At 63.3% G+C, this 12,770-nt stretch carries 13 protein-coding genes; 6 read left to right on the top strand and 7 right to left on the bottom strand.

Annotation, left to right across the window (positions count from 1 at the left end; genetic code table 11):
• Positions 1 to 61: 61 nt before the first annotated feature.
• On the bottom strand, positions 62 to 2,560 hold the full coding sequence (locus ACWFUC_RS14645) for an ABC transporter permease (protein WP_489625280.1): 2,499 nt from the start codon (positions 2,558 to 2,560) through the stop codon (positions 62 to 64).
• A gap of 49 nt (positions 2,561 to 2,609) precedes the next feature.
• On the bottom strand, positions 2,610 to 2,960 hold the full coding sequence (locus tag ACWFUC_RS14640; RefSeq protein ID WP_121039432.1) for a hypothetical protein: 351 nt from the start codon (positions 2,958 to 2,960) through the stop codon (positions 2,610 to 2,612).
• Positions 2,961 to 3,179: 219 nt separating this feature from the next.
• Here ACWFUC_RS14640 and ACWFUC_RS14635 point away from each other — a divergent pair, with 219 nt between their 5' ends.
• Positions 3,180 to 3,569, top strand: a complete 390-nt coding sequence (locus ACWFUC_RS14635) for a lysozyme inhibitor LprI family protein (protein WP_088754281.1) — start codon at positions 3,180 to 3,182, stop codon at positions 3,567 to 3,569.
• Between the two features lie 90 nt (positions 3,570 to 3,659).
• Positions 3,660 to 3,953 (top strand): PsiF family protein, encoded by a 294-nt coding sequence (locus ACWFUC_RS14630; protein WP_489625279.1) that lies wholly within the window; start codon positions 3,660 to 3,662, stop codon positions 3,951 to 3,953.
• Positions 3,954 to 4,047: 94 nt separating this feature from the next.
• On the opposite strand, the gene ACWFUC_RS14625 is transcribed toward ACWFUC_RS14630, so the two are convergent.
• A complete protein-coding gene (locus ACWFUC_RS14625; RefSeq protein WP_034339732.1) occupies positions 4,048 to 4,707 on the bottom strand; it encodes a LysE family transporter in 660 nt (219 codons plus the stop codon).
• Between the two features lie 288 nt (positions 4,708 to 4,995).
• Here ACWFUC_RS14625 and ACWFUC_RS14620 point away from each other — a divergent pair, with 288 nt between their 5' ends.
• From ACWFUC_RS14620 to ACWFUC_RS14610, 3 genes are all read left to right on the top strand, one after another.
• Entirely contained in the window at positions 4,996 to 5,289 is a 294-nt protein-coding gene (locus ACWFUC_RS14620; RefSeq protein ID WP_489625278.1) for a hypothetical protein, read from the top strand.
• A gap of 126 nt (positions 5,290 to 5,415) precedes the next feature.
• The gene (locus tag ACWFUC_RS14615) at positions 5,416 to 5,691 is read left to right on the top strand and encodes a hypothetical protein (protein WP_489625277.1); all 276 of its coding nucleotides are present in this window, start codon (positions 5,416 to 5,418) and stop codon (positions 5,689 to 5,691) included.
• A 124-nt stretch (positions 5,692 to 5,815) separates the two neighbouring features.
• Positions 5,816 to 6,070, top strand: a complete 255-nt coding sequence (locus ACWFUC_RS14610) for a hypothetical protein (RefSeq protein WP_121039423.1) — start codon at positions 5,816 to 5,818, stop codon at positions 6,068 to 6,070.
• Between the two features lie 173 nt (positions 6,071 to 6,243).
• Here ACWFUC_RS14610 and tilS read toward each other — a convergent pair whose 3' ends face one another.
• The 4 genes from tilS to cysS form a co-directional block, all read right to left on the bottom strand.
• Positions 6,244 to 7,656, bottom strand: a complete 1,413-nt coding sequence (gene tilS / locus ACWFUC_RS14605; protein WP_489625276.1) for a tRNA lysidine(34) synthetase TilS — start codon at positions 7,654 to 7,656, stop codon at positions 6,244 to 6,246.
• A 78-nt stretch (positions 7,657 to 7,734) separates the two neighbouring features.
• Entirely contained in the window at positions 7,735 to 8,715 is a 981-nt protein-coding gene (locus tag ACWFUC_RS14600) for an acetyl-CoA carboxylase carboxyltransferase subunit alpha (protein ID WP_008327848.1), read from the bottom strand.
• A gap of 181 nt (positions 8,716 to 8,896) precedes the next feature.
• The gene (locus ACWFUC_RS14595; RefSeq protein WP_034335513.1) at positions 8,897 to 9,556 is read right to left on the bottom strand and encodes a DNA-3-methyladenine glycosylase family protein; all 660 of its coding nucleotides are present in this window, start codon (positions 9,554 to 9,556) and stop codon (positions 8,897 to 8,899) included.
• Between the two features lies 1 nt (position 9,557).
• Positions 9,558 to 10,949, bottom strand: coding sequence for a cysteine--tRNA ligase (gene cysS, locus ACWFUC_RS14590; protein WP_489625275.1), 1,392 nt, complete (start codon positions 10,947 to 10,949; stop codon positions 9,558 to 9,560).
• 232 nt (positions 10,950 to 11,181) lie between these two features.
• Between cysS and ACWFUC_RS14585 the strand changes: the two genes are divergently transcribed.
• Positions 11,182 to 12,759 carry a YybH family protein gene (locus ACWFUC_RS14585; protein ID WP_489625274.1) on the top strand — a complete coding sequence of 526 codons (1,578 nt, stop codon included), beginning with the start codon at positions 11,182 to 11,184 and terminating at the stop codon, positions 12,757 to 12,759.
• Positions 12,760 to 12,770 lie beyond the last annotated feature (11 nt).

Raw genomic sequence — 12,770 nt, 5'->3', positions numbered from 1 at the left:
GCCGGACGGCCGCGTCGGGCGGTCCGGCTGCCAATGCCAGCCTTGCTTGATCTGTATCGGATCAGGCCTCGCGCAAGGTCTGCAGCGGCGGACGGCGCAGCACGTGACGCAATCCGGCCCAGCCGCCCAGCGCCGAGCAAGCCGCGCCCAGCCCCATGCCGGCCACCCACACCAGCGGGCTGAAACTCCAGTCGAAATTGAAGACGTAATGCGCCAGCGCCCAGCCGATGCCGGCCGCGCCGCTGGCGGCCAGCAGCCCTGCCAGCGAACCCACCAGCAGCACCTCGATGCGCTGGGCGCGGGAGAGCTCCTGCCGGGTCGCACCGAGCGCACGCAACAGGCCAGCTTCCCGTACACGTTCATCCTGGGACCCTGCCAGTGCAGCGTACAGTACCAGTACACCTGAACACAAAGTGAACAGGAACAGGAACTCTACAGCTGCAATCACTTGACCGACCACTTCCTGAATCTGTGCCAGTACACTTCCTATGTCCACAACGGTCAGATTGGGGAAGTCACGCGCCAGCGTGTTGCCCAAAGCCTCCTGCTGCGGAGTCAGGTGTACCGCCGTGATCCAGCTTTGCGGCGTATCGCGCATGAGCGTCGGGTTGAGGATGACGAAGAAATTCACCCGCAGTGATCCCCACTCCAGCTTGCGCAGGCTGGTTACGGGGGCTTCCACCAGTTGGCCGGCGATGTCGAATTGCAGCTTGTCCCCCAGCTTGATGCCCAGGGTCTGCGCCAGCCCGCGTTCCACCGAGGCTTCCGGGTGGCTGTCGTCGTACCAGCGGCCGCCCACGATGCCGTTGCCGGGCGGGATGTCGCGCATGGTCGAGAGATTGAATTCGCGGTCCACCAGGCGCTTGGCGCGGTCTTCCTGATAGTCCGACGGATTGACGGCGCGCCCGTTGATCTGCACCAGGCGTCCGCGAATCATCGGATACAGCGCCGCATCCTGCACCCCGCCCTGGCGCAGCGCCCGCTGCACGGCCTCACGCTGGTCCGGCTGGATGTTGATGATGAAGCGGTTGGGGGCATCAGCCGGCGTAGCCTGCTGCCATGCGCCCACCAAGTCGCCGCGAATCACGGTCAGCAACAGCAGCGCCATGAGCCCCAGGCCCAGCGCCACCACCTGCATCACGGCCGCCGCCGGACGGCGTTGCAAGCCGTCGATGGCGAAGCGCCAGCTCTGGCGGTCCACCAGCCCGCGCAGCGAACGCAGCGCACGCAGGCACAGCCAGGCCACCAGCGCGAAGAGACCGAAGCCGCCGAGGAAACCGGCGATGGTCAGCAGCCCCAGCTTGAGATCGCCCGCCTGCCACAGCAGCAAGCCGGAAAACACCAGCGTGCCCAGCACATAGGTCCCTACCGTCAGCGCCTGCGGTGCGCCCTGGTCGCGCCGGATCACGCGGTTGTGCGGCACGTTGCGCAATTGCAGGATGGGCGGCAAGGCAAACCCGACCAGCAGCAGCAGGCCGGTGGCCACGCCCTGCAGCGCCGGTGCCCAGCCCGGTGGCGGCAAGGCGGTCGGCAGGAAGTTGCCCAGCCATTGCAGCAGCGCAAAGTGGGCGGCAAAACCGACCAGCATGCCGATGAAGCTGGCGGCGAGCCCGATGAGAATGAATTCGGTGAGATAGAGCGTGGTCACCTGCGCCTGCGTCATGCCGAAACAGCGCAGCATGGCGCAGGCATCCAGATGGCGCAGCATGAAGCGGCGCGCCGCCATGGCCACGGCGAGCGCGGCCAGCATGGCCGAGAGCAGCCCGACCAGCGACAGGAATTGCTCGGCGCGGTCCAGCGTGGCGCGCATTTCCGGGCGGCCGTTTTCCAGTGATTCCAGGCGCACGCCGCGCAGCTTGTCGGCCTCGATCTGGCGTTCGATCTGTTGCTGGTAGCGCTGCACGGCCTCGGGCGGCCCGGCGATCAACAGGCGATAGGTCACGCGCGAACCGACCTGCACCAGATGCGTGGCGGCCAGGTCGGCCTCATTGAGCATCACGCGCGGCGCGAAGTTGACGAAGGCGCTGCCGCGATCCGGTTCGATCGCGATGACGGCGGCGATCTTCAGCGCCAGATCACCCAGCCTGAGGGTATCGCCGACCTTCACGTCGAGCTGGGACAGGATCTGCGGATCGACCCAGAGGGTCCCCGGCTGCGGAATCCCGTCGGCAGGCCGGTCGCGGCCATCGCTGCCCTGCAGCCGCAACTGGCCGCGCAAGGGATAGCCCGCCGTGACGGCCTTGATGGATGAGAGTACCGAGCGGGCCGCATCCCCCTCCCCGGCTTGCGCCATGCTGGGGAAGACCTGGGTCTGCGCCTGCTGCAAGCCTTGCGTGGCGGCCTGCTGCAGCCATTGCGGTGACAGTGGCTGATCGGCCGCCACCAGCAGATCGGCCCCCAGCAACTGGTGCGCATCGCGCGTCATGCCGGCGCGCATGCGGTCGACGAAGAAACCGACCGAGGACAGTGCCGCCACCGCCACGATCAAGGCGATCAGCAGAAAACGGAGTTCACCGGTGCGCCAGTCGCGCAGGGTCATGCGCAATGCTTGTTGGAACATGCAGGGCCAGTCGTCAAGGAATCAGGGTTCAGGAAAATACAAGAAAGCGTCAGCGCAGCCACACCGCCACCACGCCCACCGCCAGCAGCACGCAGAAAGCGCCCAGCATGCGCAGGCGGCGGCGCATGGCATCCATGGTGGCGACCAGTTGCGCATTCTGCTCGGCCAGGGTGTTGATCAACTGACTGGCTTCGAGCTGCTCGGCTTCCAGCTGGACGATACGCTGGGCCAGCTGGCCGACGTCGCCGGTAACCGGCGCGGGCGGCGCGGCATCGACTGCGGTCTTGGCCTTGCGGGTGCGCGACCACAGGTCACGCGCGCCCTTGACGATGCCGGGGGTGGCCTGGACCACGTCGCCCCAGGGAATCAGTTTGATGGCGGACAGCCAGCTCAATCCCATCTGCGCTACTCCTGAAAAAGATTTCGATAAGGAACATCGGATACGGCTTGTTGCAATTTCGTTGCAGAAACGGGCGAACCGGCCTGCTCTGTCTTCTTCTAAGACAGGCAAAATGTCATTTTATCCCGACAAGTTGCTAGCCTTCCGCAGGTCGCCAGAATGAGCTTGCCAACCGGAAGCATTGCAGCCTCGTCCCCTGAGAAACCGGAGTCCAGTCCCATGAAAGCCCCCCTGTCCCTGCTGGCGGCCGCCCTGCTGCTGTGTGCCGGCAGCGCCTTCGCCGCCGATTGCACCAAGGCCGCCACCCAGGCCGAGATGAATGCCTGCGCTTCGCAGACCCTGACCCAGAACGATGCCGATCTCAACGCCACCTACATGGCCTATCGCGACAAGCTCAACAAGGCGCAACAGAACCAGTTGCGCGAGGTGCAGCTGGCCTGGCTGAAGTATCGCGACCTGTCCTGCCGCTTTGAGAGCTCGGCCAGCGCCGGCGGGTCTGCAGCTTCACTTGCGCTGCAAACCTGCCTGGCCGACAAGACCCGCCAGCGTGCGGACGAACTGAAGAATCTGGCAGGCTGCCAGGAAGGCGATCTCAACTGCGTGCGCTAGTCAGAACATTATCTTTCATGCTGTAATGCTCGCGTCTGAAGAATCAGACCGATCAGCCCCACGAATCCACCTTGCCCCAGGGAGTCTCTCATGAAAAAAATGCTCTTCGCCATGACCTCGTTCGCACTGGCCGCCCCGCTGCTGCTGGGTTCCCCCGCCATGGCGCAGAATGCCCAGCAGGACAAGATGAAGCAATGCAACGCCGACGCCGCCGGCAAGAAAGGCGATGAACGCAAGGCCTTCATGTCCTCCTGCCTGAAGAAGGAACAGCCCAAGCCCGCCACCCAGCAGGAAAAGATGAAGCAATGTAACGCCGATGCCGCCGGCAAGAAGGGTGACGAGCGCAAAGCCTTCATGTCGTCCTGCCTGAAGAAGGACAAGTAATTTTCCTTCACGTCCCCGCCACTCCGGCCGGGACGCCCAACAAAAAACCCGCAAGCTGCCTTGCGGGTTTTTTGTTGTCTGCGCGGTGCTGCAATCAGTGCTGCGTGCGCTTGAAGAAGAACAGCCCGGCGCCCACCAGCATCAGCACGCCACCGAAGAAACGGTTCTGCGCCTTGATCGCCTTCTGGCTGCGGAAGAAGCGTTGCAGGCGGCTGGCCGCAAAGGCGTAGCCGTGCATCACCACCAGGTCCACCGCCACCATGGTCACGGCCAGCACCAGCAGCTGCAGCCACAGCGGACGTTCGTGATCGATGAATTGCGGCAGCACCGCCACCATGAAGACGATGCCCTTGGGGTTGGTGGCATTGGTGAGGAAGCCCGTCATGCAACGCTGCCACCAGTGCTGGCCACGCTGCGCGCGTGCCACGGCGTTGGCGTTGTCGAGGGCTTCGCCTTCCTGCTCCGAGGGCACACGGGCGCGCCACTGCGAGAAGCCCAGGTAGATCAGGTACAGGGCACCGGCGATCTTGACCACGTTGAAGGCGGTTTCGGAGGCCACCAGCAGCGAACCCACACCGGCTCCGGCGATGATGAGGACTACCACCAGCGCGATTTCCAGGCCGAGGATGGTGGCCGTGGTACGGCGCAGGCCGTAATTGAGGCCGTGGCTCATGGAGAGCACCGCACCCGATCCGGGCGAGATGGCGATGACACAGGCGGCGAGAAAGAATGCAAACCAGGTTTGATAGGCCATGAGAAAACTCGATGAGGCAACAGGAAAGAAGAAACGGCAAGACCACCGGCAAGGCACGCAGTGCAGCGGAGAAGCCGGGAAACAGCGCTGCAACAAGGCTGCACCAACGTGTTGACCATTATAAGCAAAGCAGCAACGAATGCTTACAAATACACGATGAATTGAAACACTTTCACGTCGTCTTTCACGTCGGCGGCTCGTTATAGGAAGCAAGGCGCCACGACATGATGAAGCGATTACGCAAAATCAAGCGCCGAGCGTAACAACCACTTTCTAAAGGAAATTGCCATGAAAACCAAATCCGTCATCGTCGCTTCCCTGCTGACCGCACTGGCCCTGCCGGTGTTCGCACAGACCGGCAGCGCTGCGCCGGCCGCGCCAGCAGCAGCCACGGCCAAGGCGGAAGCCGGCAAGACCGACACCGCGGCCAAGGCCAAGACCACGCATCACGCCAAGCACAAGAAGTCCGAAAAGTCGGAAAAGGCGGAAAAGGCGGAAAAGGCAGAGAAGAAGGCTGACGCCAAGAGCGAAGCCAAGGCCGACACCAAGGCCGCTACCGATACAGCGACCAAGACCAAGTAAGACCGTACCGGGCCAGTCCCGGTACAGATAGCAGATACAAAGCAGTAACGTAGCAGACACGCAGCACACACCGTACGCACCGTACTACTGACGCAAACAGACACTTGTCTCTGAAAGGACATCACCATGAATACCAAGACCATCATCGTTGCCTCCCTGCTGTCGGCCCTGACCCTGCCGGTGTTCGCCCAGACCGGTGCAGCCGCCGCCCCGGCCAAGGCGGAAGCTGCCAAGACCGAGACCGCACCGAAGGCCAAGGCCACGCATCACGCCAAGCACAAGAAGTCCGAGAAGTCGGAGAAGAAGGCCGACACCAAGACTGAAGCCAAGGCGGAGAAGAAGGAAGCCGGCACTGCCGACACCAAGACCGCCGCCACCGACACGGCCGCCAAGACCAAGTAATTCAGGCATGACCGTACCGGGCCAGCCCCGGTACAGATAGCAAACACATAGCAGACACATCGCACACACCGTGCACACGTCTTACTGACACTGACCAGACACTCGTCGTTGAAAGGACATCACCATGAAGACCAAGACCATCATCGTTGCTTCCCTGCTGTCGGCCCTGACCCTGCCGGTGTTCGCCCAGACCGGCGCCGCTGCCGCCCCGGCTGCTCCGGCCAAGGCTGAAGCCGCCAAGACCGAGACCGCGCCGAAGGCCAAGGCGGAACATCACGCCAAGCACAAGAAGTCGGAAAAGAAGGCGGAAGGCAAGACCGAGAAGAAGGCCGCTGCCGGCACGGAAGCCAAGCCGGCCGCTGACGCCGCCGCCAAGTAAGGCGTCCGCAAGGAGCAGCACCCCGGGCATCGGATCCGTCTGAGGCCCGGACATGTCAGGGATGACAGGGATATCGCCCCCGCACCGTCAGGTTCGGGGGCGATATTTTTTATATCATTTAAATGGTTTGCTTCGCTTCAGCGGTCTGCTCACGCCGACACGCCCGATGCAGATCAATCCTGCTGCCACCGCAGGGCAATGCGTTCCCCCGTCGCCGCAAAATGCGCACAGTCCATGCCCACGCCCGCCGCGAACAGCAGATCCTCACCCGTCCACACCAGCGGAAGATAAGGCCGTTCCCACGCAGGGACATCGGCGCTCTGATACTGCTGCTTGAGGCTGCGCGCCGGACGATTCTGCGCCAGCTTGATGCGTTCCCCCCCGCTGCGCCCGCACACCAGCAGCGATTGCGCACGCAGCCACGCGGCATCGAAGCCCGGCCGCGCATCGCCAGCGGGAATGGGCTCGAACTTCAGGGTGCCGTGGAAGACCGGCACGTGGATCTGCGCCTGCCCGCTCCAGCGCAGCGACAGTGACGCGCCCTCATCGGGCAGGCGACGGCGCGGCGCCAGGAAGACGCGCTCGCGGTAACGATGGACTTCGCCGTCAGGGTGAGAGACGCACAGCTGCGCTTCCACATCGGCCTCCAGCAGTTGGGTGCGCATCTCCTGCATCCACGCCGATGACGGCATGCGCATGCCGCGCATTCCGAACCAGTGACGCATCAGGTTCAGAAAGCGCTGTTCGCTCAGGGCACGCAGCGCCGGCATGCGCAGGTGATCGCCCTCACGGCATTGCGCCAGATCCTGTTCGGCCACTTCGTGCAGCAATTCCTGCGCGCCCTGTGCGTGTCCGGCCGCGCGCGCCAGGCGCTGCTGGTAGCCGGGGAAGACCTGGCCCAATGCCGGCATCACCTGATGGCGCAAAGCGTTGCGCGTGTAGCGCGGATCGCTGTTGGATTCGTCCTCGATCCAGGCGAGCGACCAGGCGCGTGCGCCCTCTTCCAGCTGCGCACGCGGGATGGCCAGGAAAGGTCGTGCGATCAACGTGTCCGCATCGCCAAGCAAACCGGGCGCGGCATTGCATTGATCCATGCCGGACAGGCCCGCCAGCCCGCTGCCGCGCAGCAGTTGCAGCAGCACCGTTTCGGCCTGGTCGTCGAGATGATGGGCCGTCAGCAGCAGGCGCGCACCATGTGCCCGGCACAGCCGCCCCAGCGCGGCATAACGCGCCAGCCGTGCCGCTTCTTCCACACCGCTGTCGGCCACCCGTTCCAGTTGCACGCGCTCGTGCGCGCAGGTGATGCCGCGCTGCGCACATGCCTGCTCGGCATGCGCCAGCCAGGCATCCGCATTGGGCGAGAGTCCATGATGCACATGCAGGGCCACCACGCGTCCGCCGCTTTCATGCTGCCACTGCGCGGCCGCTTCCAGCAGCACCGTGGAATCGAGTCCACCGCTGAAGGCCACGGCCAGCGTGTCCTGCGCGGGATCGAAAGCGGTCACGGCCAGCGTGGCGTGCAATGCCTGCAGCAGCTTGCCGGTGATCTTGCCGGAGGAAGGAGAAGAAGAGGAATGATCGGACATGAGAAACCGGCACCTGAAAAGACAAACGCCAGCGAAGCAATCGCTGGCGTCCGGGAAGAAGAAAATGCGAACCGAAAGTTATTCGGCCGAATTCAATTCCTTGAACTTGCCATAAGCCATCAGTTTTTCGTGACGCGCAGCCAGCAGGTCCTTGGTCTTCATGCCTTGGAACTGGCGCAGCGAATCCGACAGTGCGCGCTTGAGCAAACCGGCCATCTGCTTGGGATCACGATGGGCGCCACCCAGCGGTTCGTTGACGATCTTGTCGATCAGGCCGATGGCCTTGAGGCGATGGGCGGTCAGGCCCAGCGCTTCAGCCGCATCCGCGGCGCGGTCGGCGGTCTTCCACAGGATGGAAGCGCAGCCTTCCGGCGAGATCACCGAGTAGGTCGCATATTGCAGCATCAGCACCGAATCGCCCACGGCGATGGCCAGCGCGCCGCCGGAACCGCCTTCACCGATGATGGTGGCGATCAGCGGCACCTTCAGTTCGGCCATCACGTACAGGTTGTGGCCGATAGCTTCGGACTGGCCGCGCTCTTCGGCATCGATGCCGGGGAATGCGCCCGGGGTATCGACAAAGGTAAAGATAGGCAAACCAAACTTCTCGGCCACCTTCATCAGGCGCATCGCCTTGCGATAGCCTTCCGGCTTGGGCATGCCGAAGTTGCGCATGGCGCGTTCCTTGGTGTCGCGCCCCTTCTGGTGGCCGATCACCATGCAAGCCTGGCCATTGAAACGGGCCAGGCCGCCGACGATGGACTGGTCGTCCGCAAAGGTGCGGTCGCCGTGCAGTTCGTGGAAATCGGTGAAGATCTCGCGCACGTAGTCCATGGTGTAGGGACGCTGCGGATGGCGGGCAATCTGCGAGACCTGCCAAGGCGTGAGCTTGGCGTAGATGTCCTTGGTCAGCTGCTGGCTCTTCTTGACCAGGCGCTCGATCTCTTCGGAGATGTCGACGGCCGAGTCATCCTGTACAAAACGCAACTCTTCAATCTTGGCATCCAGCTCGGCGATGGCCTGCTCGAAGCCCAGAAAAGTCGTTGTCGATTTACTCATTGTGTTCCTTTTTCAACAAGTCCGATGATGTGGCGAGAATCGCTGACAATGCCGGCCCGGTGCGGGTTGCGGCGCGATGATCCCCGGTTGCATCGGTTTGCCTTCAAATCTTGGGAGGTGCGGAGTATACACCAGCAAGGCCCCGGCGCAGCAGCGCCGGACGCACCCTCTTCCTCTTGGATCAATAATCGGACGGCAGCGGATCCAGGCTGCGCCACAGGTACCAAGTCGCCACGGTGCGCCACGGTTCCCAGTTCGCGGCGACTTCCCGCGCATCACTGCGCGAGACGGGCTCGCCCGAGAAATAGCTGATGCTGATGCCCTTGAGCAATCCCAGGTCATCCAGCGGCAGCACGTTCGGGCGCAGCAGATTAAATATCAAAAACATCTCGGCTGTCCAGCGGCCAATCCCGCGGATCTGGATCATCTCGGCAATGACGGCTTCGTCTTCCATCTCCGCCCATTTATCGGGATGTACCGTCTTGGCCTTGAAGTGGGCAGCCAGATCGAGGATGTATTCGGCCTTGCGCTTGGACAGGCCGCACGCCGCCAGCCCTTCCGGACCGGTGCGCATCACCTGGCCCGGCGTGCAGCGCGGACAGGCTTCCAGAAAGCGCTGCCAGACCGCATTGGCGGCCTTGGTCGAGATTTGCTGGCCGATCACCGAACGCGCCAGCGTGGTGAAGGCGTCGCCGCGCACGGTCAGTTGCAGATCCCCGAACTGCGGGATGATCTTGCGCATGATGCGGTCGCGCTTCATCAGCTCGGCCTTGGCCTCTTCCCAGTAGGCCGGCACGATCAGGCTGGGATCGGCCTCGCTGGCTTTTCGGTTGGTATTCAAATCAAGCTCTCCGCCACTCGGTCAGGCCGCCCGGTTTGTCTTCCAGAATGATGCCGGCCGCGGTCAGCTCGGCACGGACCCGGTCGGCTTCGGCGAAGTTCTTGCCTGCCTTGGCCGCCTTGCGCGCTTCGATCAAGGCTTCGATCTCGGCTTCGCCCAGACCGTCTGCCGCTGCCACGCCGCCCTTGAGGTACTCGGCCGGCTCGCGCTGCAGCAGGCCGAGGATACCGGCCAGCGCCTTCAACTGGCGCGCCTGCGCCGGCGAACGGTCACGGTTGACCTCATTGGCCAGTTCGAACAGCACCGAGATCGCGACCGGCGTGTTGAAGTCGTCGTTCAGAGCCTCTGTGAACCTTTGTGCATGCGCTTCATCGGCCGCCAGAGCGCCGGCTTCCGGCGGCACATCCTTCAAGGCCGTGTACAGGCGGGTGAGCGCCTGGCGGGCATCGTCCAGATGCGCATCCGAGTAGTTCAGCGGGCTGCGGTAGTGGGCGCGCAAGATGAAGAAACGCAATACTTCCGGGTCGTACTTCTTGAGCACGTCGCGAATCGTAAAGAAGTTGCCCAGGGACTTGGACATCTTCTCGTTGTCGATGCGCACGAAACCGTTGTGCATCCAGTAATTCACGAAGGTGTGCTGGTGCGCGCCTTCGGACTGGGCGATTTCATTTTCATGGTGCGGGAACTGAAGATCCTGGCCACCGCCGTGGATGTCGAAATGGTCGCCCAGCAGGTCACTGGACATGGCCGAGCACTCGATGTGCCAGCCCGGACGGCCACAGCCCCAGGGCGAGTCCCACTTGGCTTCGTCCGGCTCGCTGGGCTTGGCCGCCTTCCAGAGCACGAAGTCCAGCGGATCGCGCTTGCCGGTGTTCACATCTACCCGCTCGCCGGCGCGCAGGTCGTCCAGCGACTTGCCGGAGAGCTTGCCGTAGCCGGGGAAATCGCGCACGGAGTAATTGACGTCGCCATCGCTGGCCTTGTAGGCCAGGCCGTTCTTTTCCAGCTTGCCGATCAGGTCCAGCATCTTGGGCACGTACTTGGTCGCACGCGGTTCATGGTCGGGACGCTGCACGCCCAGGGCGGCGGCATCCTCGTTCATGGCATCGATGAAGCGATTGGTCAGCTGGGCGATGGTCTCGCCGTTCTCGGCGGCACGATGGATGATCTTGTCGTCGATGTCGGTGATGTTGCGCACATAGGTCACGGCATAGCCGGAGGCGCGCAGCCAGCGCTGCACCATGTCGAACACCACCAGCACGCGCGCATGGCCGATATGGCAGTAGTCATACACGGTCATGCCGCACACGTACAAGCGCACCTTGCCGGGTTCGATCGGGGTAAAGGTCTGCTTGTCACGCGCCAGCGTGTTGTAAATCTTGAGCTCGCTCATGGGATGGGAATTCTGGGGTTGGCGTTGCCGCTGTGGGCGACGGGTTCATGCACTACCTGGGGCCGGCACCGTGATGAAGCATGGCGCTGGCAGGCCCCTGCCTGGGTTTCATTGTTCTAGCAGCAGTTGCAACATGAACGGGTCACGGTAGCCAAACCTCTTTTTGTCTTACTTGTTTGATATAAAATGCCAGCTTTCTTCGAATTTCTTCGAGTATAGCATCGATAAAACCATGGCCCCAGAATCACAAGAACAGACATCCATTCATGGTTTGCGCGGTTTGATCAGCAAGACTGCCCACAAGACGGCAGTGTTGTCCAGCCTGGTGGCTGCCCTGTTCGGGGTACCCGCCACGCTTGCGCATGCCAGTGAAATGTCTGACATCAACAAGCTGATGCGGGCCGGACAGTATGCCGATGCACTGACCAAGACCGATGCCGTGCTGGCGAAACACCCGCGCGATGCGCAACTGCGTTTCACGAAGGGGCTGATCTTAGCAGAACAAAACCGTTCTGCCGAGGCCATCGCGGTGTTCAGCAAGCTGACCGAAGACTTCCCCGACCTGCCCGAGCCGTACAACAACCTGGCCGTGCTGTATGCAGCCGACGGCCAGTACGACAAGGCGCGCGCGGCGCTGGACATGGCCATGCGCACCAATCCGACCTATGCCACGGCACTGGAAAACCTGGGCGACGTCTATGCCAAGCTGGCCAGCCAGGCTTATGACAAGGCGCTGCAGATCGATCCGGGTGCCAACGTGCCGCAGCCCAAGCTGACCTTGCTGCGCTCGCTCAACGGCAACACCACCGGTGGCACGGTGCCGCGCCTGGCGTCGGCCGCAGCGGCCCAGCGCGACGCCAAGGCCAAGGCCGAAGCGGCAGCGGCCGAACAGCAGGAACGCAATCGTGCCCTGGCGGCCGAGAAACTGGCGCAGCAGGCAGCCGCCGACAAGGCCGAAGCGGAAAAGACAGCCATCTCCAAGGCCACCAGCGAGAAGGAAAAAGCCGCAGCCGACAAGGCGACCGCCGAGAAAGCCGCTGCCGACAAGGCCGCCGCAGACAAGGCTGCCGCCGAGAAGGCAGCAGCAGACCGGGCCGCCGCCGACCGCGCCAAGGCCGAGAAGGCACGCGCCGAGCAACTGGCCGCCGAACAGGCGCGCGCCCAGAAGGCCGCCGCCGACAAGGCTGCCGCCGAGCAGAAGCAGAAGGAACTGCAGGCACAGAAGGACAAGGAACAAGCCGACAAACTGGCCCGCGAACAAGCCGCCCGCGCCGAGAAGGACAAGGCCGCCCAGGCTGCCGCCGAGAAGGCACAAGCCGACAAGCTGGCTGCCGCCGAGAAGGCCAAGGCGGAGAAACTGGCCGCGGCCGAAAAGGCCAAGGCCGAGAAACTGGCCGCTGCCGAGAAGGCCAAGGCCGACAAGGCCCGTGCCGACAAGGAAAAGGCCAAGGCCGAGGCCAGCGCCGAACAGGACAAGGCGGTCGTGCTGGCAGCATTGAATGGCTGGGCCAAGGCCTGGAGCGACAAGGACGTGCGCAGCTACCTGGGCCATTACGCCAGCGACTTCGATACGCCCCGTGGCGCCTCCCGCAAGGAATGGGCCGAAGAGCGCCGCGCCCGCATCGAGGACAAGGGCCGCATCAGTGTCAAGGTCAGCAATGCCACGGTGAGCATCAATGGCAACATCGCGACCGTGCGCTATCGCCAGATATATAATTCGGATCGGCTGACGGTGGACAGCCGCAAGACCCTGATCTTCGTCAAACAGGGCAATCGATGGCTGATCAAACAGGAACGATCGGGAGGGTAATTGGTGGCTAG

Source organism: Herbaspirillum sp. Her4 (genome assembly GCF_057961335.1).
This window is presented reverse-complemented; position numbering and strand designations above follow the sequence as displayed.